Annotated in this window: 24 protein-coding genes and 1 pseudogene; 11 read left to right on the top strand and 14 right to left on the bottom strand. The window is 37.0% G+C overall.

Annotation, left to right across the window (positions count from 1 at the left end):
- Window positions 1-78 precede the first annotated feature (78 nt).
- Window positions 79-1,308 (bottom strand): ATP-grasp domain-containing protein, encoded by a 1,230-nt coding sequence (locus tag IE222_RS19290; RefSeq protein WP_191275670.1) that lies wholly within the window; start codon window positions 1,306-1,308, stop codon window positions 79-81.
- Between the two features lie 321 nt (window positions 1,309-1,629).
- On the opposite strand from IE222_RS19290, the gene IE222_RS19285 reads away from it, so the two are divergent.
- Complete coding sequence (locus IE222_RS19285; protein WP_191275668.1) at window positions 1,630-3,054, top strand: PQQ-dependent sugar dehydrogenase; 1,425 nt, start codon at window positions 1,630-1,632, stop codon at window positions 3,052-3,054.
- Window positions 3,055-3,176: 122 nt separating this feature from the next.
- Here IE222_RS19285 and IE222_RS19280 read toward each other — a convergent pair whose 3' ends face one another.
- A complete protein-coding gene (locus IE222_RS19280; RefSeq protein ID WP_191275666.1) occupies window positions 3,177-3,566 on the bottom strand; it encodes a cupredoxin domain-containing protein in 390 nt (129 codons plus the stop codon).
- Window positions 3,567-4,012: 446 nt separating this feature from the next.
- Here IE222_RS19280 and IE222_RS19275 point away from each other — a divergent pair, with 446 nt between their 5' ends.
- Complete coding sequence (locus IE222_RS19275) at window positions 4,013-4,249, top strand: hypothetical protein (protein ID WP_191275664.1); 237 nt, start codon at window positions 4,013-4,015, stop codon at window positions 4,247-4,249.
- A 1,399-nt stretch (window positions 4,250-5,648) separates the two neighbouring features.
- Here the strand turns inward: IE222_RS19275 and ppsA are convergent.
- The 3 genes from ppsA to IE222_RS19260 form a co-directional block, all read right to left on the bottom strand.
- On the bottom strand, window positions 5,649-8,264 hold the full coding sequence (gene ppsA / locus IE222_RS19270) for a phosphoenolpyruvate synthase (RefSeq protein WP_191275662.1): 2,616 nt from the start codon (window positions 8,262-8,264) through the stop codon (window positions 5,649-5,651).
- Between the two features lie 189 nt (window positions 8,265-8,453).
- On the bottom strand, window positions 8,454-8,984 hold the full coding sequence (locus IE222_RS19265; RefSeq protein WP_191275660.1) for a dihydrofolate reductase family protein: 531 nt from the start codon (window positions 8,982-8,984) through the stop codon (window positions 8,454-8,456).
- 84 nt (window positions 8,985-9,068) lie between these two features.
- Entirely contained in the window at window positions 9,069-9,515 is a 447-nt protein-coding gene (locus tag IE222_RS19260; RefSeq protein WP_191275658.1) for an Lrp/AsnC family transcriptional regulator, read from the bottom strand.
- 118 nt (window positions 9,516-9,633) lie between these two features.
- Between IE222_RS19260 and IE222_RS19255 the strand changes: the two genes are divergently transcribed.
- The gene (locus tag IE222_RS19255; protein WP_191275656.1) at window positions 9,634-10,191 is read left to right on the top strand and encodes a cysteine hydrolase family protein; all 558 of its coding nucleotides are present in this window, start codon (window positions 9,634-9,636) and stop codon (window positions 10,189-10,191) included.
- A gap of 409 nt (window positions 10,192-10,600) precedes the next feature.
- Window positions 10,601-11,071 carry a tRNA (uridine(34)/cytosine(34)/5-carboxymethylaminomethyluridine(34)-2'-O)-methyltransferase TrmL gene (gene trmL / locus IE222_RS19250; RefSeq protein WP_191275654.1) on the top strand — a complete coding sequence of 157 codons (471 nt, stop codon included), beginning with the start codon at window positions 10,601-10,603 and terminating at the stop codon, window positions 11,069-11,071.
- A gap of 206 nt (window positions 11,072-11,277) precedes the next feature.
- On the opposite strand, the gene IE222_RS19245 is transcribed toward trmL, so the two are convergent.
- Window positions 11,278-11,751, bottom strand: coding sequence for a GNAT family N-acetyltransferase (locus IE222_RS19245; RefSeq protein WP_223282815.1), 474 nt, complete (start codon window positions 11,749-11,751; stop codon window positions 11,278-11,280).
- A gap of 239 nt (window positions 11,752-11,990) precedes the next feature.
- Between IE222_RS19245 and IE222_RS19240 the strand changes: the two genes are divergently transcribed.
- The 3 genes from IE222_RS19240 (at window position 11,991) to IE222_RS19230 (ending at window position 13,014) form a co-directional block, all read left to right on the top strand.
- Window positions 11,991-12,527 carry a phosphatase PAP2 family protein gene (locus IE222_RS19240; protein WP_191275653.1) on the top strand — a complete coding sequence of 179 codons (537 nt, stop codon included), beginning with the start codon at window positions 11,991-11,993 and terminating at the stop codon, window positions 12,525-12,527.
- Between the two features lie 95 nt (window positions 12,528-12,622).
- On the top strand, window positions 12,623-12,817 hold the full coding sequence (locus IE222_RS19235; protein WP_191275651.1) for a hypothetical protein: 195 nt from the start codon (window positions 12,623-12,625) through the stop codon (window positions 12,815-12,817).
- Window positions 12,817-13,014, top strand: coding sequence for a YwbE family protein (locus tag IE222_RS19230; RefSeq protein WP_191275649.1), 198 nt, complete (start codon window positions 12,817-12,819; stop codon window positions 13,012-13,014). Before IE222_RS19235 ends, IE222_RS19230 begins: the two co-directional genes overlap by 1 nt.
- Before the next feature lie 51 nt (window positions 13,015-13,065).
- Here IE222_RS19230 and IE222_RS19225 read toward each other — a convergent pair whose 3' ends face one another.
- From IE222_RS19225 to IE222_RS19215, 3 genes are all read right to left on the bottom strand, one after another.
- Window positions 13,066-13,836, bottom strand: a complete 771-nt coding sequence (locus IE222_RS19225; RefSeq protein ID WP_191275765.1) for an alpha/beta fold hydrolase — start codon at window positions 13,834-13,836, stop codon at window positions 13,066-13,068.
- Between the two features lie 309 nt (window positions 13,837-14,145).
- Window positions 14,146-14,286, bottom strand: coding sequence for a YrzI family small protein (locus tag IE222_RS19220; RefSeq protein ID WP_191275647.1), 141 nt, complete (start codon window positions 14,284-14,286; stop codon window positions 14,146-14,148).
- 196 nt (window positions 14,287-14,482) lie between these two features.
- Window positions 14,483-15,337: a beta-carotene 15,15'-monooxygenase gene (locus IE222_RS19215; RefSeq protein ID WP_308435614.1), complete on the bottom strand. Its 855-nt coding sequence runs from the start codon at window positions 15,335-15,337 to the stop codon at window positions 14,483-14,485.
- 374 nt (window positions 15,338-15,711) lie between these two features.
- Here IE222_RS19215 and IE222_RS19210 point away from each other — a divergent pair, with 374 nt between their 5' ends.
- The 4 genes from IE222_RS19210 to IE222_RS19195 are packed head-to-tail and all read left to right on the top strand — an operon-like array spanning window position 15,712 to window position 19,832.
- Window positions 15,712-17,289, top strand: coding sequence for a spore germination protein (locus IE222_RS19210; protein ID WP_191275645.1), 1,578 nt, complete (start codon window positions 15,712-15,714; stop codon window positions 17,287-17,289).
- A 5-nt stretch (window positions 17,290-17,294) separates the two neighbouring features.
- Window positions 17,295-18,482, top strand: a complete 1,188-nt coding sequence (locus IE222_RS19205; protein ID WP_223282820.1) for a Ger(x)C family spore germination protein — start codon at window positions 17,295-17,297, stop codon at window positions 18,480-18,482.
- A complete protein-coding gene (locus tag IE222_RS19200; RefSeq protein ID WP_191275641.1) occupies window positions 18,479-18,700 on the top strand; it encodes a hypothetical protein in 222 nt (73 codons plus the stop codon). Before IE222_RS19205 ends, IE222_RS19200 begins: the two co-directional genes overlap by 4 nt.
- A 31-nt stretch (window positions 18,701-18,731) precedes the next feature.
- Window positions 18,732-19,832: a GerAB/ArcD/ProY family transporter gene (locus IE222_RS19195; protein ID WP_191275639.1), complete on the top strand. Its 1,101-nt coding sequence runs from the start codon at window positions 18,732-18,734 to the stop codon at window positions 19,830-19,832.
- A 37-nt stretch (window positions 19,833-19,869) separates the two neighbouring features.
- On the opposite strand, the gene IE222_RS19190 is transcribed toward IE222_RS19195, so the two are convergent.
- From IE222_RS19190 to IE222_RS19170, 5 genes and pseudogenes are all read right to left on the bottom strand, one after another.
- The gene (locus IE222_RS19190; RefSeq protein ID WP_191275637.1) at window positions 19,870-20,640 is read right to left on the bottom strand and encodes a TatD family hydrolase; all 771 of its coding nucleotides are present in this window, start codon (window positions 20,638-20,640) and stop codon (window positions 19,870-19,872) included.
- A gap of 27 nt (window positions 20,641-20,667) precedes the next feature.
- On the bottom strand, window positions 20,668-21,654 hold the full coding sequence (locus IE222_RS19185; protein ID WP_191275635.1) for a ketoacyl-ACP synthase III: 987 nt from the start codon (window positions 21,652-21,654) through the stop codon (window positions 20,668-20,670).
- Window positions 21,655-21,914: 260 nt separating this feature from the next.
- Window positions 21,915-22,550, bottom strand: coding sequence for a pentapeptide repeat-containing protein (locus tag IE222_RS19180; RefSeq protein ID WP_191275634.1), 636 nt, complete (start codon window positions 22,548-22,550; stop codon window positions 21,915-21,917).
- 185 nt (window positions 22,551-22,735) lie between these two features.
- Window positions 22,736-22,942, bottom strand: a complete 207-nt coding sequence (locus tag IE222_RS19175) for a transposase (RefSeq protein ID WP_370465069.1) — start codon at window positions 22,940-22,942, stop codon at window positions 22,736-22,738.
- Window positions 22,905-23,309 (bottom strand): annotated as a pseudogene (locus IE222_RS19170) (transposase); the annotation flags it as partial. The gene IE222_RS19175 and the pseudogene IE222_RS19170, both read right to left, overlap by 38 nt.

Below are 23,309 nucleotides of genomic sequence, written 5' to 3'. Positions count from 1 at the left end.
TAGAATACTATATTGGGACACGTCCTTCTCTTCATTGAGATAGAAGATGTCTGTCGGGGAGCGTTAAATCCTTCACTGTTACTCTTTTACAAGTAGGCCCTCGTTACTCATTTCTGAAAGAATACTTTCAACTTCATCGACTGAATGCGCAGCTACTAACCCGATTGCTTTTTGTTTGCCTTCCGAGAATTGATTGGCATGTAATAAACTCAGAGGGATTATTTGTTGATTAGACACATATTTCTTCATCACTAGAATTAGGCTCTTAAAGTCGTTCAACCATTCAAAGTTACAGAGGCGAACGACTTTTTTTCCTAATTTATTCCGTATATCTTTCATTAATAATAATCCACAGGTTGATGCGTTAAAACGAACATTTAAATCAATAAAATAAAATTGATCCCCCTTTATGAGGACATCAAAACCAGCAAAACCAACATACCCCTTTTCGACTATGTTTTCCATTACTTTATTGCCCACAGCCACAATTTCAGCAAATTTGTCATCAATGTCTGTTGAAATCCAGCTTCCGCGAAAATTCCCTGCTTTACTGACAAGTTGTTCAGACATACCTAAAAAATTAACTTTACCATATTGATCTGCAACATAATGAACAGAAATATTTTGATCATAATCAATGGATTCTTCGACAATGAGTTGGGATAAGTCACCAAAAGTATCATCGATTTCATAAAGCTGTTTTTCATTATTTACAAGTAAAACACCGAATCCACCTGATGTTGCTCGTCCGTCCCCTGTTTTTAAAACAAATGGAAGCGCCGGTTTTTCTTTAAGAATTTGTTCAAAGCTCATCAGCCTCCTTTTAGGAAAATGGCCTTCCGGAACGAGTTCAGGAATATTTCTTTTATCACACAAATAGGCGTGGAGTGCAGGTTCAATCCAATAAATATCTTTTGAGATATCCTCTGAAGGATGTGGATACTGAAAGATTAGTTTCTTGTTTTGCATTTTAAGGTTATCGAGCAACCGTTTATACTCATCATCATTTTTGTAAATGTATCGAATCGATGGAACATTCACTCCCGCTTCTTCCAACAGGGATAATGTCTCTGGTGCAGCTGTTGCAGCATGGCATATTATCGGTGTTTCTTCCATAACGCAAAATTCTCTTCCAGTTAGTACCTCTAATGATAGAAGATCTTGGGAAAAATGCGAATAATCTGTATCATATAGTTTCGGGTTATAAATAATCCCCTTACCATATATGTCTTCAAGAGAATGTGAAGGGCGAAGTTGAATCATGGATTTTTCCCATACTGCAAAGTTTCGAACTAAGGCTTCTTCCATATAAATACCTCCTGCGATTAGATAATTTATTGCTAAAAAATAATATGTTCAGGACAATTAAACTCTTCATTTCAAAGGATAGAGACTTGATATTCCTTATATAGACATTTTTGGCTCATTTGAAACCTAGATTAGTAGTTTAATGTTTTCAGCGTCCGGCAATTTTGCTCTATGAATCAACTGGTATAAAGGACTTAATATTTACAGGGTCATTGTATGTAAGGTTTTTTGCTTTCCTATCCACAATGGCATCTAGGTACTAATAGAGCAGTTCTAATCATATTCTTATAAAAAAAACGATTGGAAGGAGTGTGCACTTAGGTGAAAAAGATTAAGGTCAGTTTACGCCCCATCGTTAGCAAGATAAATTTACCTACTGTTATGAAAACAGCTATACCTCCGGGTGACTCAATGGAAAGATTATTTATTGCAACCCAAGTAGGAGAGATCTTTTACATAGGAAATTCAAGTGTAAGGACTTTTTTAGATATTCGACCGCTGATTTTAAGACTAGGTACGTCTGAACAAGGCGTTTCTGGTCGTGGTTATGATGAGCGGGGCTTACTGGGGCTTGCGTTTCATCCCCAATTTTTTTATAACGGTCTGTTTTATCTTCATTATTCAGTAGCCGGAACACAAGGTCCAGGTGCCCTATCTGAACATTTTAGACCTAACCCGTGTGATCCCGGAACCTTAAATCTAAGGTGGCTCAATAGAGAAAATCAATATGATCATATTGATACAGTTGAAGAATGGATTTTACAAACAAATGGGCAGCCACAAAAACGACGGACATTACTTAACTTAAGAAGACCATTTTTTAATCATAATGGTGTCAATAGCTTAAACTTTTCACCTGAAACTGGAAAACTTGTATTAACAACCGGAGATGGCGGAGCAGGCTATGATCCATTTAATTTAAGCCAGGATAATATGGAAATAGCCGGTAAAATCATTGAAATTGACGTTGGTAAGGATAGATTTATCGATAATCCACCCGTAGTCACACGTTTTAATGAACTTCCCGTCCCTATTCAGGAAACGCTTACGGTCATTGCCAAAGGGGTTCGCAATATACCAGGCATTCAATTTCAAAGGGTTTATAATCAATATATTAAATATGTAGGAAATGTCGGACAGGATTTGGCAGAGACGATTTTTTCATTCGTCCAGTATAAACCAATACCGGTTACTCAGCTTGTTCAAACTTCTTTATTGGCGTCTGAAACTGACCTAGAAGGATTTATTAACTTTGGCTGGCGGGGTTGGGAAGGTGCATTTCCTACTACGCTTATTAGAGGCTGCGCAGAAAATCCTGTTTTGGCTGAGAAAACAATAGCGTATTACGATGAAGCAATTAAAACATCAGTGAGTCGTCTTCAGCCTTTAACGAGTTATTATCATAAAGATCCCCGTCCCGATAAGTTTGGCGGTACTGCCCTAACAGGAGTGCAAGCCTATATGGGTAATAGTATCCCCGATTTAACGGGAAGCGTGGTATTTACCGATCTTGCCCGGGATGATAAATCTCCGGCCAGAGGGGTTTTAGCTTATACCAGGGTAAGAACAGATGGTAAACTAAATGATTTCAGTATTATTGAAACTGATTATAATTTTGGGTCGCAATCAGCATATTATGTTAGTTTGGGAACGAATCTCAATCAAAATAGAGTATTTTTAGGGGTTTACGGCTCGATGAAAGTGACTGATTTTAACCAAGGTACTGTTTTTGAACTTGTTCAATAAATTTAAACAATAAATTCTCTTCCCTGGATCTAAACTGTTATAATGAAGCCGTGGTTTTTATAATAAACCAATTAGCGTACCGTACCTATAAAAAAAGCAAGACCCGATTTGGGCCTTGCTTGTTATTTGACTATTACTTTCCCAACCATTCCTTTGTTTAAATGGTAGCGACATATCAATTCATATGTACCGGGGGTAGTCGGTTTTACGGTAATGGTAGTTTCTTTTCCCGGCTGGACTTCGGCGTCAATTCCGAGCTTTTCCACTGTGAAGGTGTGCTCTTTCTTACCTTTGTTTTTCAATATCAAAGTTGTCGTTCTGTCATTAGGAATAGTGATGGCGTTAGGATTAAAATAATCATCGTTTAACTCGACCTCAATCGCTTTCACCGTCTCCATAGGCTGCGTTACGATGCCAGATTTAGCAAATACGGTGATTGAGCCAGGAGTTGTCACTACTACAATCATCGCAAGCAATACAAACAATCCTGTAAACCACTTTTTAACAGACAATTGCATTCCCTCCTTTCCTAAGTTCTATTTTCTTCATTTCTTAAAAAATTATCACTAAAAAGTCTAATAGTAACATAAAAAAACAAACGAGGGATCTATGCTGTTCCTTCGTTTGTTTATTGCGGTTATTTAAGAGCCGTTTTAATAGTATCCCTTCCTTATACTACGCATTCTTTTTATTCACGTAGGACAACATGGTCCACTTTCCAATTGGCATCCATCCAATAACTGGAACTGTCTTATTTATTTGAGAGCAGTTTACAACAGTCAGGATGGCTACTCATGATGGTTTTGCACTCTTCTCTTGTCTAAAAAGTCTATAAACAAGACGCCTGAACTGCATTTTTTATAAATATTATTCCATTATAGTATAATCACCCCTTTCAATTTGTGACATTTTCCATACTCTATAGTAAGTCCTAATATAGAAAGGAGGGGACTCCACTTTGGAATTAAATTATGAACGGGCTCTTCACTTGGAAGGGGAATTAGTTCGTTTTAAAAAAGATAACAAAGAATGGGTAGTTGGAAGAGTAGTCAAAGTAAGAGAAGATGGAATGGAGGTTATCGAATTAAATTCTACCGGTAAATCCGATAAAAATGACGGTTATGGATTTGGTGGTTTTTGGAGGTGTTGTTTCGTTCCATTTTGCTGGCCAATCTTCCCATTCCTTTGGTGGTAATTCCTTGAAAATGCCTCTAACATATGAGGCTTCTTTGAATAAGGTTTGGCGTCCAAACTACACATCTAGCAAATTAATGTAGTAACTTTTTTGAAAAGAAAGGGAATGAAGTAGAATAAAGCAAAGGGGAAGTTGTCTAAGTAGCCAACTTCCCTTAAATATATATAGGCACCGTTATTTTTATGGACGAGATTTTTGTTCATTTCAGTCAGGCAGATCGATGGGTTGTGTTTATTCTAGTTATTTTTAGCAAGGTAAATTTCAAAGTTTGATGTAAATGCTTCTACCAATAATACGTGTGTCCGGTGAAACGATAAGAAGCGTATCAAACGAACGATACGCTTCTCAGGAGGTATCCCAATCTGAAGGAGGTACTATACTGCGGTGTAGGCAATGGCGTGAGAGATCTTTGTCTCTCAATGATAAAATATGCTTTGAAAATTAAAATGATTGGACAAGCGTTGATTTTTTAAAAAAATTATTTTGATAAAACATAATAACTGTTCTTTATCTTACGAACTCTTTGCATTCACCCAAGACCACCTATCATATCTTACAATTTAAGGATGAGATGAACCTGACACTTAACTAACCTCAAATCTATCTGTTATGTATATAGAAAAAGGGAAGTTGATTATATATAACCAACTTCCCAAAACCTGCTAACAGCATTCACTTTGGTTGCCTACCAATACGATTGCCTTAGCCTCTTGATTGTAATCAAGAGTAAGGTCTTCCGTATAAGGCTCGATCTCTGGTTCAATTGAGACTGATATTTCATTGATAGTTAATACTTTATCCTTTTCATCCGGTTCTTCCAGAGCCAGTCCTACACTTGGCCCTCCTCAGCCATAGCCTGCAAAATAAACACGGATGTTATTGGCATCGCTGTCTTGAAACACTTGCTTCAAGACATCACGAGCCTGGTCTGTGATATACATTTGTCCACACCTTTCAATTAATTTACTTCATTATATCATTTGATCCTGCCATTGAAGAATTTTCTTACTCAAACGTATCAGTAATACGCTTAATCTAATCTTTGGTATCGATTTTGTATTCCGATGCATCCTTTAAGAAAAAAGCAAGCCTAACCGATAGATAACAAAGCAAATCCGCAATGGAGAAGCCGAGACTTGGTTTAAAGGAGCATTGGTTGTGGATGTGATACTTGCTCAAGTTGGTCTTGTTATGACAAAATTTAGCCAAATAAGTTAAATGATGCTTTTCTACCTCAAAACGGATATTTCTGGCATTTAAATGATCTGTTTACTTACTTCACCTAGGTGTTAAGACATTATGGTCTTTAAGGAAAAAAGAAGTAGCAGCAAGCGTCGAGATGATTACAAAAAGCAAGATAGCGGTGCTACAACTGTTTAAATTTGGAAGTATTAAGGAATTACAATAATTCGATATATCCTTCTGTTCCATGTACGCGAATTCGTTGCCCATCTTTTATGAGTTTGGTAGCATTTTCCACCCCCACAACTGCTGGTACGCCATATTCTCGTGCGATAACCGCTCCATGGGTCATCAGTCCACCAACTTCGGTGACTAGGCCTTTTATGGATACAAACAAAGGTGTCCAGCTAGGGTCAGTAAAGGTAGTGACTAATATATCTCCATTTTCTAAATCAGCATCCTCCATTTTTAAGGTCACACGTGCCCGTCCCTCTATAATTCCTGATGAAACTGGTAAGCCTAAAATAGCTTCGGCTGGGACATTTTCTCGTTTGTACTCACCTGAAATGATTTCACCATCAGATGTGATAACACGTGGGGGAGTTAGTTTTTCATATAATTTGTACTCGTCTTTTCGTTTGCTGATGATCTTGTAATCCAATTTATTGGTGCGTATGACTTCACGGAGTTCTTCAAAAGTGAGATAGTATATATCTTCTTTTTCATGAATGACACCCGCTTGTATGAGTTGTTCAGCTTCTTTGAGTAAAGCCTGCTTATAAACGAAGTAGCGATTGATCATGCCGTATTTTGGATATTCACGATACCCGATGAAATTCCGGATTAGGTCGATCATTCGTTTTGTTTCTTTGGATTTATGTTCACCATCCGGTAATTGCTTCAATCGATCTAATAACTCTTGTTCTTTTTTCAAAGCCTCCTGCAGCCCGTGCTCAAAAATCCGTTTGCTTGCATTAGGCTCAAAATTTTTGATGTTACTCAGAATCATGGGGACAAGTGTAATTGGTTTTTCACTCCATCGAGTTCTAGTAATATCGATTTCTCCGGCACATCGCATTCCGTATTTGCTGAGATAAGCTATTATTGAGTTTTGGGTTTCCTGTCCACCATCAAACTTAACTAGTTCATCCAAAAAATTATCATTCTTTACATGTTGTAAATAATTTATTACTTCTGGATAAGGACGAATCACATCTGCGACATCCAATAGTGCCAGACCCATTTCCGAAGTAATATTGTTGGGTACAGATTGAGAAAGCGTGTCTGCCGCGTTTTTTTCACCCAACCATTTGTTCATTTTTTCATTGATCCATGATGAAGCATTTATAGCAGCCATAAATACAGCTGAACTTTGTGGGTCAAATAAAATCTTCTTTAATTGCTGAATATCTTCTAGAATAAAATCAATTAAATCTGCCCCTGATTTTGTTTGGATATTTTGTTTTAGATCCTCTATGGATGTTTGACTGCGCTTAATCAAATCAAAAACGATTGCAGGGTCGTTTTCGATTTGTGCTTGAGAATTCGCAGACGACACACTTTTATTGCTTTTACCGGAACTCTGTTCTTGCTTATCATTTGTTAACGATTTTATGAAATCTCTTCGCTCTATTATGGTTATAAGTGCTTCTTTCATGAGCGGATCGTGTTGTCCCATGGCATCTAATAACATTTTTCTGCTGTCAGGTGAAGCCAGTTGATGTGTGACATCCACAAACAACCTTCCGCCGGCTTTAAACCTGTGTCCAAAAGATGTTAACTGGAATAGAGACATTCCCAATGGTTTCAAAGGGTCGGTCATCATTTGTTGATGTCCGACAGATACATAAATGTGATTTTCTTCATCGTTCGCTTCAGGGATGGGGAAAAGAATAGTGATTGGCCGGCTCTGGACAATATAAAAAGTATCATTAACCAAACACCATTCGATATCTTGTGGGCAGCCAAAATGAGCTTCAATTTGTCTTCCGATACGTGCTAATTGTAAAATTTGTTGGTCAGTAAGTGTTTGAGTCTTTTGCTGACCAGGATCAATCGACAAGGTCTCTGTCCCGCCTTCTTTTCGACCATGGATAGCCAATTTTTTGGTTGCTATCATCTTATCAACGATTTTATCTTCCTGTACTTTATAACAATCGGCAGAGACCAAGCCAGAGACCAGTGCATCTCCAAGTCCAAAACTGGCATCGATTGATAGCAGCTTTCGGTTAGAGGTAATCGGATCAGCGGTAAATAAAATCCCTGAAGCCTGTGGGAAGACCATCCTTTGAACGATAACGGATAAATAAACCTTTCTCTGGTCAAATCCGTTTTGCATACGGTAAATTATCGCTCGATCTGTAAATAGGGATGCCCAACATTTTTTGATATGCTGCAAGATGGCTTCTTTGCCAATGATATTTAAATAGGTGTCTTGTTGACCGGCAAAAGAGGCAATTGGTAAATCCTCAGCAGTCGCACTAGAACGCACTGCATAAGCATGTTCCTCGCCAAACCGAGAGAGAAAGTCAGAAACTTCGCACACAATATCGAAAGGAATTTCTACTTCCATAAGAATTTGCCGAATCTTCCTGCTTACATTTCGAATTTGATCACGATCCTTTACTTTTAGCATTGACAGTTGATCCAACAATGCTCGAAACGTTTCGTTTTGTTCGATGGCTTTTTGATATCCCACTGTTGTAACACAAAATCCTTCAGGTACTTGTATTCCGTGAATTTTTGATAATTCCCCTAAATTCAACCCTTTTCCGCCAACAAGCAACAGCTGTGTTTTTTCTATTTCCTGAAAACCGAGAGCCAAAGAACTCATTCTACATCTCTCCTAACCATGAATGTTCTATTGATTTTACCAGCAGGAAATGGGAATAAACAGTCTATATTAACCATTATTTGTATGGTATAATTAAAATAGGAAGAGTATAAAAAATAAACCTATATCATTTAAATGCGAGAACATTTCTTATTGAAAAAAATCCCCTGATAATTAAACATGTTGTAATTATTTTTTTACGATATAATGTAATTCAACAAATTGATTAAAGGTTCTAGTACCTTTAAGAGAAAGTTCTAACTGATAATCTCCTTCTTTAAATAAAGGAATACCATCTCCTATGATTGTTGGTGCTATCGTCAAATACAGTTCGTCAACGAGTTTTTCTTTTAAAAATGTATATAATAAATCTCCTCCTCCCACTATCCATATATTTTTCCCTTGTTCTTTCTTTAATTTGGAAGTGAAAGTCACAATATCCTCGTTGATAAATGTTACATGTTCATTATTTTCTACCGGATTTCTGGTAAAAACATAGCAATGTTGATCTATATAAGGAAAGTCACCTTTTACCTCTTCCATTAACCAATCATAGGTTCTTTTCCCCATAAAGACGGTATCAATCGTTGCTAAAAACTCTGAATATCCATTATCTCCTTCGCCTTCAACTTTAAATAACCAATCTAAAGAGTCATCTTTTGTGGCGATATAGCCATCCAAGCTTTGAGCAATAAATAATACTAACTTTCGTTGACTCATTGAATTCCGCTCCTAATTACATTTTTTAAAATATTTTCCTATAATGAAACTCTAATTTTGATTCTTTAGCATCCCAAAAACAATTCACTGTAATTTGGCTGCAATTGGGTTGCATTGTTTAATTTTTTGTATCGAAAGATTTAAACTATAATTCCCATAGTCAAGAAGGTTATTAAGAAAAGAATTCAATTGTTCTTGGGATTCCACTTTAATTTTTAAATGGTAGCAGCCTTTCCCTGCTATTCGATGTGCTTCTACTACCTCATTTTGAGCATGAATAAAACGAAGAAACTGTTCATGATTGGCTGTTTTCAAATAAACAACGACAAAACCGGTATAGTCCAGTCCTAATTTCATTTCATCGATTATTAGGGTATAGGCTTTAATGACACCGCTATCCTCCAGTTTTTTTATACGATTCCCGACCGCTTGCCCGGTCATATGGATTTGTTCCCCTAAGTCTTTCCATTGAATACGCGAATTTTCCGTTAAAATGCGAAGAATTTGAAAATCAATTTTATCAAGCTCCATATATAAATTCCTTTCACCATGAAATGGTTTGATCTAAAAACGTTTCATTAAAGTATCGATGATCAACCAAAGATTATTTATAATTTTATTATATTTTATTATTGATGAGGTGAAAAAAATGAGCACAGCTTTAATCTTAATTGATATTCAAAATGACTATTTTCCTAACGGTAAGATGGAATTAAGCAATCCAGTAACAGCAGCAGAAAATGCGGCTAAACTACTTGCATGGTTTAGACAGAAACATAATCCTATTTTTCATGTTCAGCACATCTCGCTTCAAGAAGGAGCAGGCTTCTTTCTCCCAAACACAGTAGGAGTTAAAATAAATGAAGCTGTATTACCATTGGAACATGAAAGTATTATTATTAAACATGCACCTAACAGCTTTTTAAAGACGGAATTAGAAAGCAAATTAAGAGAAAACGGTGTAACCAAGCTCGTGATTTGCGGTATGATGACACATATGTGCATTGATGCCACGGTAAGAGCTGCAAAAGATCTTGGTTTTGAGTGTACCCTAATTGAAGATGCATGTGCGACAAGAGATTTGTCATACCAAGAAAAGAAAGTCCCGGCCGACCATGTTCAATATGCCTTTATTAGTGCGCTTAACGGAATCTATGCCAATGTCGTTTCGACCGAGGATTTCCTGCAGGAGGTAGCTGACTTATAAAGCAAATAATTCTAAAAATGGGTCAGTCCTCCGCTGTTTTAAAGTAAAAATATTAAGGGGGGCTGCCCCACTGTTCCTGCTATAATTCAAGGAATAACCTAACTTTAATTTTGAAAAAAGGAATTGTTTGGTGATTTAAGTAAGCAGGCGGGTTCTAACTACTCGAATTGTTCAAAACCTTCGTATTCGGGTACATCTATCCGATAAGAAAACAAAATAAAAGAATATTTACGTATACATCCCCTGTTAATACCACTGTCTTTTCAATAAAACGCAATTAGCGCTTAAACATGCTATTTTTAGCTCTTTATTCCTTATCGTGTTAAAGCTCCCCGTTAAGTAAGTATATCTCTTCACAATCTGTATGCTATAATTTTTAATGGTAAAATAAAGATTGAGGTGACCATTCTTGGCAATACATGTTGTACTATATCAACCAGAAATTCCGGCTAACACTGGAAATATTGCACGCACTTGTGCCGCAACGGATACAGCCTTGCATTTAATCCGACCACTTGGCTTTTCCACAGATGAAAAAATGTTAAAACAAGCAGGTTTAGATTTCTGGCAGTCTGTAAACATAACGTATTATGACTCATTGGATGACTTTTTTTCAAAAAATCATGGTGAGTTTTTCTATATTGAGACGTTTGGTGAAAAAACACATTCCTCCTTTGATTTCAGTGATGTTTCAAAGGAACATTATTTTATGTTTGGAAAAGAATCAACGGGATTACCAAAAAATTTACTAGAAAAACATAAAAATCATTTTTTAAGAATACCAATGAATGAGCATGTTCGTTCCCTGAACCTTTCGAATACAGCTGCTATATTAGTGTACGAGGCATTACGCCAGCAAGGATATCCCAATTTAAAATAAAAAATCTTCCGTCTTTTAGGAAGATTTTTTGTTTGATACTTTCCAAATTAAAAAAGATTTTAACTTCTAATCCCTATTTTTTTATAATGAAATAATGAAAAGATAGTTAATGTAACAAGGAAGAATAACCTCCTCTTATGTAGTCCCGGTCATCAAATAAAGGGGTAGTGACATGATACATATAAAAAAACTGTAAGAAACTCCTTTTAAAATTCTCTAACCATCGTGATAAATTCAGTTCCCCGACTATTAAACGCAACCACTTTATCAAACCCAAATTTCTCATAAAGTCGAATTGCTCGTTTATTAAATGTTGCGACGGTTAAACGCATCGGTGCATGAAATTTTTCTTGAATATGGTTAATAACAAACGCTAAAAAGGCTGCACCCTTGCCTTTGCCTGTTAATTCAGGCTTCAAGCCGATTCCGATATCAACGAATTCATCTTGATAGGCACCGTATTGGACACCGATCGGTACTTGTGCAGGCTCGCCAATACAAAAAAAGCCAACTAATTCGCTGGAATAATTAATCACTGCATAATAGGGATTCTCAAGCAGTTCTTTTAAAGCTGCGCTAGAATATTCAACATCATAAAAATCATATGGTGCTTCATATTTCCAGTTTAGAATTTCTGTTGCATAGGCCTCGGTCATCTCTTTGATTAATAGTTGATTCATTTTTGCCTCCAAACTATTAGTCTCCTTTAGACAAATAAGATTAATTTTAGTATATCATCTTCATGTCATAGAAGTTATCGCTGCTTTCGTGAATTCAGCTATCTCCTCCTTTTCAAAAAATGATTGCCGATTCTATCTAAAAGATTACCAGATAGAACTTAAGTTCAATAGCACATATTTCACTGTTTTTCGGTAATACTAGCAATGTTGGTTAACGTTAGAAAAAGGAGACATTTGCTATGAATATGCGATTGTTTAGATCCATTAATCAGTATGCAGGTTCATCAAAATTCTTAGATACTCTTATGGTACTGATTTCAAAAAAGGCTCGGTTTGTATATCTTTTGGCTGTAATCTTACTCTGCTTTCAACGGAATGATTATAAGAAAATGGCTGCATATACTGGCCTTTCCGCTGGAGTAACCTATATCATTTGCTTTCTAATTAAGCTTTTTTCTTTTAAACCTCGCCCTTATGTTAACCATGGAGTTCAATTATTACCGCCGTTTCCATCAAAAAAGGACTCATCATTTCCAAGCAAACATACTACTCTTGCTTTTGCCGTGGCTGCTTCTGTATTTGTTTACCATCGGGCAGCAGGTACATTATTATGGCTTTTGTCTGTGCTAGTTGGGGTTTCACGAATTTGGACTGGACAGCACTACCCTTCAGATATCCTAGGAAGTGCGATTATAGGAAATATGACAACGTACTTAATTAGACGAATCGAACCGATTTGGACCCCGCTAGTTAGCAGAATTTTTCGGCCGCTTTAAAAGCTTTTTATTTTAATACCAATCCCACTTTCCCAAATACCCTAAAATAGATTATACTTGTTGGACTAAGATGTATTTTATGGAGGGAAATTCCTATGAATGAGAATAATCAAAACGGAGAACAAAAAAAGAAAGTCAGCTTGCAAGAGGCCATGAAGCGGCAGCTAGAAAACAAAAAGAAACAGAATTCTACCGTTAACGGACAGAAGAATTCCGATTTTTCCACAAAAAAAATGAAAAGCCAGCAAACAAAAAAAACAAGTAATACTCGGAGAAAAATGGGTGTGTAATGAACGGACAATTTCGTAAAGATGTAGTACCCGGTATACTGGTTGATATTGTACTAAAAGCAGACCAAAAAACAGGCAAGCTTACCCATGGGGTTGTAAAAGATATTCTCACCAAATCAAGTAACCATCCACATGGCATCAAGGTCAGATTAACGGATGGAAAGATTGGTCGCGTTCAAAAAATATACACGGAATAAACAGAGGGCAAGGTTTTAAGGATTATTCCGAAACATTGGAATAATCCTTTTTTATTTCTGTAATTTCCCAACAAATTCATAAATCATTTGATTTAACTCTTTCGCTGCTTTTGTTGGAATTTGATGTTTTTCTTGGATTATCCTTAATTCATTGTTTGGCAGCTGTTCATGTAAAATTTCCGCATATTGATGAAAGACTTTATCTTTACTCCCAAAGATTAATAAAATCGGTGACACAATGCTAGGTAATTGGTGTGTACAATTATAATGTAAACTACATTTAAAATACTGAGTGATATTTCGGATATCCCCTTTTAGCGATTCACGGTACATATTTTTAAAAACTTCAAATGTATTTGCATTTCCCAATGTAATAACCAAACCAAGCAGCTTTTTCGCTCTTATTTTTGCAAGCAGCTTTGCAATAATGATTCTTTTTTCATTATAAAAATCCCTGACCTCGGACATTCCACTGATGATAATGCCTCCTAAAGCTCGTTCTTTATGATTAAGTATAAATTCTAATACGATGCTTCCTCCCGTTGAATAGCCACAAATAACTGCCTTTTCTATTCCCAAGTGATCTAATAGCTGTGTAATATCATTGGTAATCATTCCATATGTAATTGGTTCCTTGGAAAATGTGCTTCTCCCGTGCCCTCTAATATCAAAAGTAATAACCTGAAATTTTTGCGATAACTCCTCCACTTGGTATTTAAAATTGGCACTTGTCAGTAATGGAGGATGGATAAATACAAGAGGCGTCCCTTCACCGTAAACTGAATAGTAAAGACCTTCCCCAACTTCTCGTAATATCGGCAAGCTGATCACCTTATTCATTTTAATTAAAGATTCCTACGTATCCTTGCTTATTTTTTCTCAAGTGACCTTTCTTATACTTCATCACGAGCACCAATATGGAAAGTTTCTAGACCTATGACACAGCTATGGGATAATTTCATTAATTTCACTACTGGTTCTGTCCCATAGAGCTTTCCTATGGGACAGTTTTACCCATTTCATTGCTGGTTTTGTCCAGTATCGCTTTATATAGGACAATACATCAGATCCACAACTCATTTTGTCCCATAGCAGCAGGCTTCCAGGAAAAAACTGCTGCAAAATGCTTGCTTATATCATCCGGTACATCGAAAATTGGCGGTTCTTGTGTTGTTCGTATAGATTGTCGATTCTCTCTTGCTCGACAGCTTCATCAAGACTGATTTCACGTTTTTTGAATGTTATGGTTAGAGAAAAAAGATTGATTGACATTTCATATATTCCTCCTTTTTCCAAGGAATCTTATTAACTGACTTAAGTATATAAGAATTAAAAACATCCTAAATCATGAGTATGGAGGAACTTTCTTCGATATTTGGTCTATGTCAAACAACACAAATTCTCAGACTTTGGATGTATTTTGAAATATAAAAAAGACTTCAACCACAATAGTTGAAATCTTTATAGTTTAGTTACTTTCGCCTTCAACATCATAAACATCCGGTTTACAATAGTTTATAGATTTGGCCGTTTTCTCCTTTATCATCTCTTTAAATCGTAATGGATCATCCACTCGAATTGCAACTTGATCGAATTCTTTTTTCATACCCATGATGAGAGCTGCTGGAATAGGCCAGTTTAATTTCAAGATGACATCAGGATGGGTTTCTTCAAAGTCACGAGCTATAAAATCAATTGTATTTTTAGAGAGCTTTTGTTTTAATTGTTCAGGTTCTTCGATGACTTCCGCAATATCAGTCCACTGAATCTCCATTCGTTTCATTAACCCTAGTGAAAGATAAAGCTTGTTGTTCGTTACCAGTACTGGATTATGGCGGACTGCTTGAATATCACCAATTAAGAAAAACACGATGTAAACATTAATGATCAGCAATATGATAGATAAAATAATTGATTTTTCATGAAAGAACCAATGCAGACCTACCGTTTCGAGGATTACGGCATGAATCAGCATGATTTGCATCGCAAATAAACTTGATTTATGATGCAGGGTAAACACATTCGTACCGGTCGGGAGTTTCTTTCTCCACATAGCAATAGCATAATAAAACATGAGCATTTCTGAACAAATAATTCGAATAATCGGCAGCGGCTTCACTAGCTTATCCACAGTTTTCCAAAAAGCAAATATCACCGGCAGCGAACTATTTTTGACAGAACGATTAATACTCGGTAAATATTTTACTAGTGTCACAATGATTAAAATTTCTAATAACAACATTCCGCCTTCAACAGCAAAACCAATCCAGGTTACAGCTTCAAATGGAGCTAAATACTCTATTGGAATAAGAAAGCGGACCAAAATAAGTCCTCCTGCAATTCCAACGATTAAACTCTTCCACTCTAATTTTCGTTTCCACGCCATCAGGAAAATAGGCGCAACTAGCGCTAAATCAATCATTGAAGCAATGACTATAGCATTGGGTTTCTTCAGGTATGATTTGAGTCCCAAATGATGTATGGTACAAAGAATAATTTGCTCCCAATACCATTAGAAATAAAAACAGCCAAATATGACGGTTCTGAATCCTATTTAACACCATACAAACTTCCTTTTCTTTTTCTTTGATTATACCATATTTTTCCTCATATTTTATTATTTTACGCAGATGCTAGCATAATCCCCACTGAATGTGCAAAAAATAACGATAAATACGTGCCAAGGGGAACCAGTTAATGAAATTTATGGGGAATGGGAAAAAGAAATTTGATTTTCCAAGAAAACAACTGAATGAATCGTTGGATACATTACCGGAAGTTCCTCTTAATCCGGATTTAAATAAAAATATCGACATCCTAAAATCAGCCTATAAAGATTGCTCTGATGTGGTAATTCGTGAATTTCTTATTGCTGGCAGTGTTAATGCCGTTCTTCTATACATTGATGGTCTATCGAATACTGAAGAGGTCGATCAGCATGTGTTAATGCCGCTTTTTAGAATGAAAGACCTTGATTACAATTCAATATTGGAGAGCACGAAAAAGGTAATATCCGTTTCTGATCTCAAGGAAATTTCCTTTATTCCTGATGTTTTTAAACAAATTTCAATTGGGAACCCGATTATTCTGATTGAAAGAGAAACAAAGGGAATTTCAATTGGGCTGCCGAAGTGGGAAAAGCGCAGTATCATGGAGCCGGACGCGGAATCAGTTATTCGTGGTCCGAGGGAAGGTTTTATTGAAACATTACGAGTCAATACCTCCCTTTTAAGAAGAAAAATTCGCCATCCGTTATTAAAAATGAAACAAATGGATATTGGACGTTACACTGAAACACCAATCATCGTTTCCTATATTGAAGGAATTGCCGATAACACTTTGGTTGAAGAAGTCACCAGCAGGCTAAAACGAATCAATATTGATGGTATTTTAGAAAGCGGTTATATTGAGGAAATGATTATTGATCACCCGTTATCCCCTTTCGCACAAGTTTTAACAACGGAACGACCGGATGTCGCTGCTGCCTGTCTTTTAGAAGGGCGTGTTGTAATCATGATTGACGGCACCCCAATCACGTTAATCGCCCCTTGTACGTTCGCAACTCTCTTACAGGCACCAGAAGATTATTATAATCAGTTTTACATTAGTACCTTTATTCGTTGGCTGCGCTATGTATTCTTTTTTATCGCTTTACTTGCACCTTCAGCGTATGTGGCGATCTTAACGTTTCATCAAGAAATGCTTCCTACCACACTGCTCTTAACAATCGCTGAAAGCCGTGAACAAATTCCTTTTCCGGCTTTGGTTGAGGCGTTTATCATGGAAATCACGTTTGAGGCGTTGCGTGAAGCAGGTGTGAGATTGCCGAAACAAGTGGGAGCTGCAGTTAGTATCGTCGGTGCCCTGGTCATTGGACAAGCTGCCACAGCGGCTGGATTGGTCTCATCACCAATGGTTATGGTGGTGGCCATTACAGGTGTCGCCTCGTTTTTAATGCCACGGTATGTAACCGGCATTTCGATTCGCATCCTGCGCTTCCCAATCATGATTTTATCCGGAATGTTAGGCTTATTAGGTGTTATGCTTGGAATTACCGCTATTGTCGCACATATGTGTACGCTAAAATCCTTTGGTGTGCCATACTTCAATTCAATTGCGCCACTTAAGGTTCACAATTTAAAGGATGTCTTGATACGGACACCGTGGTGGGCAATGGATACCCGGCCAGACTTATTTTCCCAAGGTACTAGTTTCTTAAGGCGTGAATCCAGTAACCAAAAGCCGGGTCAAAGCAAAGGTGGCGACGGAAGTTGAGTTCAATGATCCGATCTGCAAAGAAGACTTTTACTTTAATCCTTTATCTAGGCTTTACCTCTGTTTTCCTAACAGGATGCTGGGACCGTGCCGAGGTGAATGATTTAGCACTCATTTTGGCAACAGGTATTGATAAAGGCAAAAAAAATAATATCGAACTCTCAGCTCAAATATATATTCCGCAGCCCGCACAAGGCGGGCAACAATCTGGAATGTCTAGTGGAAGCGGCGCAGGCCAATCATTTGTAAGATCTGCTGAGGGAGAAACTATTGCTGATGCAATGGCACGACTTCAGGAGGAACTCACGAGGGAAATCTTTTGGGGGCAAAATGAAGTGCTCATTATTGGCGAAAAATTAGCAAAAGAAGGAATACGGGACCAAATTGATTTCTGGATGCGCCACTCAGAGCCACGGATACGAGCTGATTTGTTTGTGTCCAAAGGAAGATCCAAGACGGTTTTGAAGGCAATGCCTGAATTGGAAAAAGACGCCTCCAAACAACTTCGGAAAATCGTCAAAACACATATTGGCGTGAAAGTAACGGTGAAAGATTTGGCGCAAATGCTGTCAGGTGAATCCGATGCAGCCGTACTCCCTTGGGTTGAAAATTTAGACCCATCAATGATGGATAAAAAAAATGCGATTCCAATTATTAATGGAACAGCTATTTTTAAAGATGGAAAAATGGTGGGAAGATTAGATGATAAAGAAACTAGGGGGATTCTTTGGCCAAGAAATGAAATCAAATCTGGTGTGATTACAATTTCATTTAATAACGAAAAAGGCTACATCTCCTTAAATCTATTACGAAGCCATAATGAATTAATCCCTTCCATCAAGAATGGCAATTGGAGAATGCACATTAAAACAAATGCGGATCTAGAGGTCATCCAAAATTCAACAAAGCTAAATCTTTTCGACCCAAAAGTTGTAAAAAGAGCTGAGCAAAAGATTGTTCAGGAAATTGAGGATCGTGAACGGTTAGCTTTTTCAATCATCCAGAAAGAGCTGAACGCGGATATTGTCGGTTTTGCTGATGTATTCGAAAGAAAATATCCACAAATTTGGAAACAAAAGAAAGATAAGTGGAATGAAATCTTCCCACAAGTGGCCATTTCATTTGATACCAATGTAAAGATCAAAAGAACCGGTTTGGCAACTGGAAAACGTAAAAGAGGTGTTGAACAATGAAGATTGGCGAAATAACAGGGGTAACGATAATATTAGTGCTGATCTTCTTGTACGAATGGCCTAAATTGAAGAAAAATAAGAAAAAAGTAAAAATAGCTTTTTTTTCGTTGATGGTGGTAAATTGGGTTCTAGCTGTTTTACTTATTATTTTTCCGGAAATGCCAGGACCTGGACAATTAATTGAATTCATCTATAAGCCATTTAAACCGCTCTGGTAAAAGACTCCTTTCAGAAAAGGAATGAACAATCATGATTGAAAAAGGCAGAATATCACACTTGCAGCTCGCTCTCATTATGTATGCGACCGTTGTCGCCACAGCCATTCTTTACATTCCATATGTTACAGCACAGGATGCAAAGCGTGATTTATGGCTTTCTCCGATATGGGGTTCTTTGAGCGGTTTTTTAATTATCATAATAATTGTAAAACTCTCAAGGCTTTTTCCTGGGAAAACACTAATCGAATATTGTGAACTTATTCTCGGACGGACCTTCGGGAAAATGATCGCGTTCATTTACTTATTCTTTCTATTACATGATACCGCCATCGCATTTAGAGAGTATGGAGAATTTATTGAAAGTGCTTTTTTACATAAAACACCCATCATCATAGTTACGGGTAGTATTGCCCTGTCTTGTGCGATAGCCGTTCATGGGGGCATTGAAACAATCGGACGATGCGCTATGATTTTTATGCCGATTGTTATTGCTCTTTATGTCTTGATTTATGTCCTTCTTATTCCTGATTTGAATGTCAAAAATATTTTGCCGATCATGCAAAACGGGGTGATGCCTTCCATTAAAGGATCCCTCGCACCACATGCATGGTTAAGTCAATTTTCATTGCTGTCGTTATTGCTTCCGTTTTTAACTAATCAACAAAAAGTCATGAAATGGGGAATGGTTTCGCTCATTACTAGTGTCTTCACCATGGTATTTATCAATCTTGGGAATCTTTTTTTATTTGGATCAATCATTACTAATCTCCATTTTCCCGTGTTTGAGGCTGCAAGATTTATCAGTATCGGTTCTTTTTTTGAACATATTGAGTCCATTGTCATCGCCGTATGGGTTCTCGGCGGTTTCGTCCAGCTTTCCTCTTTTTTTTACATGCTTGCTCTTGGTACTTCGCAATGGCTTACATTGCCTAGTTATAAACCATTTGTTTTACCCATTGGGTTTTTAATTATTCTGTTTTCCGTCTGGTCCATCCCCTCATTTGAGGAAATGATCCAAGGCATGGGTACTACGGTACCTATCTATTTCTTAACAATTCAGCTGCTAATTCCGATACTACTCTTATCCGTTGCTTTGGTAAAGAAGAAATTCACGAATAAAATCGGTGCCTGACACCTCTGTTGAGCATCTAGGTGTCAGACACCAATTTCTATATGCGATAAAATCTCTTCGTGTTTGCTAAAACTCTTTCAGCAACTTTTATTTCCGAAAGGGTTTTTATTTTTGCAAGCATAGAGATTGATTCCATCATCATCTTTGGGTGTGTCATTTTGCCCGTAAAAGGTCCTTCAAATGGCCATGGACCGTCTGTTTCAATCATTATTTGCTCTAATGGATATCTTTGAACCAGCTTTTGAATTTTCTCCTTGTAAACAATCTCAGGTGTTACGGAAATATAATATCCGTTTTCTATCATTCTTGAAATTGTATTTTCATCACCTTTAAACCAGTGGAAATGGGCCTTTGACACAGAATACTTTTCTAAAAGATCGCAAACAATAGGAGCATCGTCATAGACTGCATGTAAAATGATTGGTTTATCCCATTTCTTTGCCTTTGTTATGAACGTTTCAAGGTATTCTACAAATTGATCGTTCTGGGAAGGGGATACCTTTTTGGACATTCTTAAGTAGTACGGCAAGCCAACCTCACCAACAGCTGCCATTTCCGATTGATGCTGTCCCATCCATTGCATAAGCTTGCAAAACTCTTCTTCCGCAGGCGGACATTGCTCCGGATGAAACCCAAATGCTGCCTTTATCAGTTGATATTTTTTAGATAATTGAAGATTTCGCTTGCATGATTCAAGGTTAGTTGAAACGGTTAGCAATGCTTCAAGCCAGTTTGAATTTTCCAGGATTAGCTCAACTTCTTTATCTTTATATTGATCTAAATGAATATGGGCATCAATCATTTTCATTTCGTTTATCAACTTCCTTGTATGCCTTTACCTTAAATCCCAATCAATCAGTAACCCAGCATGTGCTAAACCGCCGCCGAAGCCATAAATAAGAATCTTGTTCCCATTTTGGATTTTTCCTTCCAATACGCCTTTATCGAGTGATAACGGGATCGTGGCCGCTGAAGTATTGCCATTATCAACTAAGCTGTATAATGTTTTCTCAATTGGAAAGTCTGCTTTTTGGCAAATGGATTCAATCATTCTTAAATTTGCACTATGCGGTACAAACCAATCCACATCGCTAAATCTTATTGAGGTGTTTTCCATTACTTTTTGTATTCCTTTTGGCACCGTGGTAACCGCCCATTTGTACACCTCACGACCGTTTTGAATCAGCTTCCCGTTGTTCTTTAAATCCTCTTCAAACATGCTGTGGGATAGGTTTGAACAATAGAGGTTCTTTGCCTTTTCCCCTTCTGAACTAACATGCGTCGAAAGAAAGCTTGGGTGTTGGTCATCTAATTCAACAAGCACCGCTCCTCCGCCATCCCCGAATAAAATGCAGGTAGACCGATCTTCATAATCTGTAATTTTGGACATAGTGTCAGCACCAATTACAAGAATTTTCTTGTGTAAACCAGCAGTAATTAGTCCATTTGCGACATGAAGCCCATAGGTAAACCCAGAACAAGCGGTGTTTAAATCAATTGCACCGGCATTTTTAATACCCAGTTTGGCTTGAACTAATGAAGCTACACTTGGCGTTTTGAAATCTGGAGTCATGGTACAGACGATTACCATATCTACATCATCTATTGATTGATTGTATCGTTCCATTAAGTTCCTGACAGCTTGATAGCTGATATCGCTTGTATATTCATTTTGGTGTGCTATTCTACGTTCTTTAATACCAGTTCGTTGAATAATCCATTCATTATTTGTCTGAACTAATTTTTCTAAATCATTATTTGTCAGCGTTCTTTTAGGAACGTAGGAACCGATGGCTGTAATTCGAGCCTTTGAATTATGCATTTAAAAACCACCTTGTTTAAAAAATTTTTATTTTCTTTATTTTAACATCAATTATTAGTAGTAGGTACTAATTTTAGGTTAAATTTTTTTCATAGCTATTCATTTTAAAACCCCGACTTTTCTACGGACTGAACGGGGAATTATGGGTATTATACTGTTTTGTCAAGATCTATTTGGAAGTGGTTTTATTTTTAAAAAAATTTGAATAAAAAATTGGTGCCTGACACCTGGGAAATTAGACAGGCACCAAAACGGCTTACTTACTCCTTAATAACTAATCCCAATAGTGCTGCAAATTGTATGGCCTGATAGGATGAGACCTTGCAGCCTCTTAAATCATTCATTGCTACCGTAAGTGTGTCAAAAGTCGATGTGCTGATATCGATTCCTTTGAGTGATGTTTGATCAAAGTTTATCCCATTTAAGCTGCAAGCTTTGAACTCAAGGTTTTTGAGTTTACAGTCATAGAAATCTGAGTTTTTTAATGCGGTTTCTTGAAATATTACTTTCTCAAGCTTAGATTCTCCGAATGCCGACAGGTTTAATACGCAATGTTTAAATTGGACATTTCCAAAACGCGATTCTGTAAAATCCACACCTACTAATTTGCTGTTTTTGAATTCCACCCTATGAATAGATGACTTACTTAAATTAGCATTGGATAAATCGCAGTTTTCAAAAATAACGTCCGTAATGTCGATGTTTTGAAAATCAGTGTTAGTAAACCGACAATTTTTTATCATCATATTTGCTAAGCGCACTCTTCCCGGTGCTTCATTTTCAAATACACAGTCAATAACTTTACAATCTTCTAATTCTCGATCCTCTTCATAATAAATTTCTTGAAAATTCCTCAAAGAAAATTCATCAGAGATTTTAGGTACATCAATTTTCATGCATTTTCCTCTTTCATTCGTATTCAATACTTATTGTACAGATTTTAGTAAAAAGAATAAATGAGGCTGACTCAAAAGGTCGTTGAATAACGACTCTTTTGAGTTAGTTTCCTTTTTCATCCATTTTATTTTTTAGATTTTAAAGATTTACTCCCCCCAGGGGGAAATCCTCCCTTATTTTTCCCTTATTCTTCTGCTACCTTTAACTGATTTTTAGTTATTGATTCCCACTTCATTAAATTATGGGCAACACAAATAAGCCCCCATTCCGTGATATTTTTGGAAAGGCCTCTTAACGAAAAGCGATTGAAACCCCGGTTATGTTTTATTTGCCCGAATACAGTCCAACATCCATTCTTCAATAGATAAAATGATTTGTTGGAATTTCTCATCCAACTTNNTATATTTATTGGCATTGGCTTCAATTTTGGTTCCATAGAAAAAGTAATCTTCAAGTTTTACGAGCCCTTCTTGGCAAAGTAAATCGACAATGGAAAAAAAACGTCTCGTAAATAACGTCCTTAATGCGTTTAGAACGGAAACGATTTATTGTACGAAAATCAGGAGTTTGGCTGCCAGATAGGCACATAAAATAAATATTTTCACGCAGTTGTTTTGCCATTTGGCGAGATGAATAGATACGATTGATATAGGAACAGAGGACCACTTTTAACATCATTTTGGGATGGTAGGGAGGACGGCCGCCACCTGGATGAAGAGAACTAAGGATGTTTGGATATCTTTTCAACAGCCAAGTCA

The organism is Neobacillus kokaensis, from assembly GCF_014656545.1.
Taxonomy (GTDB): Bacteria; Bacillota; Bacilli; order Bacillales; family Cytobacillaceae; genus Neobacillus; species Neobacillus kokaensis.
This window is presented reverse-complemented; position numbering and strand designations above follow the sequence as displayed.

Bases quoted from the DNA above. Each gene is read 5' to 3' on its own strand.
- IE222_RS19290 (WP_191275670.1), bottom strand. From the start codon at position 1,308: ATGGAAGAAGCCTTAGTTCGAAACTTTGCAGTATGGGAAAAATCCATG.
- ppsA (WP_191275662.1), bottom strand. From the start codon at position 8,264: ATGAGTTCTTTGGCTCTCGGTTTTCAGGAAATAGAAAAAACACAGCTG.
- IE222_RS19265 (WP_191275660.1), bottom strand. From the start codon at position 8,984: ATGAGTCAACGAAAGTTAGTATTATTTATTGCTCAAAGCTTGGATGGC.
- IE222_RS19260 (WP_191275658.1), bottom strand. From the start codon at position 9,515: ATGGAGCTTGATAAAATTGATTTTCAAATTCTTCGCATTTTAACGGAA.
- IE222_RS19255 (WP_191275656.1), top strand. From the start codon at position 9,634: ATGAGCACAGCTTTAATCTTAATTGATATTCAAAATGACTATTTTCCT.
- IE222_RS19245 (WP_223282815.1), bottom strand. From the start codon at position 11,751: ATGAATCAACTATTAATCAAAGAGATGACCGAGGCCTATGCAACAGAA.
- IE222_RS19240 (WP_191275653.1), top strand. From the start codon at position 11,991: ATGAATATGCGATTGTTTAGATCCATTAATCAGTATGCAGGTTCATCA.
- IE222_RS19235 (WP_191275651.1), top strand. From the start codon at position 12,623: ATGAATGAGAATAATCAAAACGGAGAACAAAAAAAGAAAGTCAGCTTG.
- IE222_RS19230 (WP_191275649.1), top strand. From the start codon at position 12,817: ATGAACGGACAATTTCGTAAAGATGTAGTACCCGGTATACTGGTTGAT.
- IE222_RS19220 (WP_191275647.1), bottom strand. From the start codon at position 14,286: ATGTCAATCAATCTTTTTTCTCTAACCATAACATTCAAAAAACGTGAA.
- IE222_RS19210 (WP_191275645.1), top strand. From the start codon at position 15,712: ATGAAATTTATGGGGAATGGGAAAAAGAAATTTGATTTTCCAAGAAAA.
- IE222_RS19205 (WP_223282820.1), top strand. From the start codon at position 17,295: ATGATCCGATCTGCAAAGAAGACTTTTACTTTAATCCTTTATCTAGGC.
- IE222_RS19200 (WP_191275641.1), top strand. From the start codon at position 18,479: ATGAAGATTGGCGAAATAACAGGGGTAACGATAATATTAGTGCTGATC.
- IE222_RS19195 (WP_191275639.1), top strand. From the start codon at position 18,732: ATGATTGAAAAAGGCAGAATATCACACTTGCAGCTCGCTCTCATTATG.
- IE222_RS19190 (WP_191275637.1), bottom strand. From the start codon at position 20,640: ATGAAAATGATTGATGCCCATATTCATTTAGATCAATATAAAGATAAA.
- IE222_RS19185 (WP_191275635.1), bottom strand. From the start codon at position 21,654: ATGCATAATTCAAAGGCTCGAATTACAGCCATCGGTTCCTACGTTCCT.
- IE222_RS19180 (WP_191275634.1), bottom strand. From the start codon at position 22,550: ATGAAAATTGATGTACCTAAAATCTCTGATGAATTTTCTTTGAGGAAT.
- IE222_RS19175 (WP_370465069.1), bottom strand. From the start codon at position 22,942: ATGAGAAATTCCAACAAATCATTTTATCTATTGAAGAATGGATGTTGG.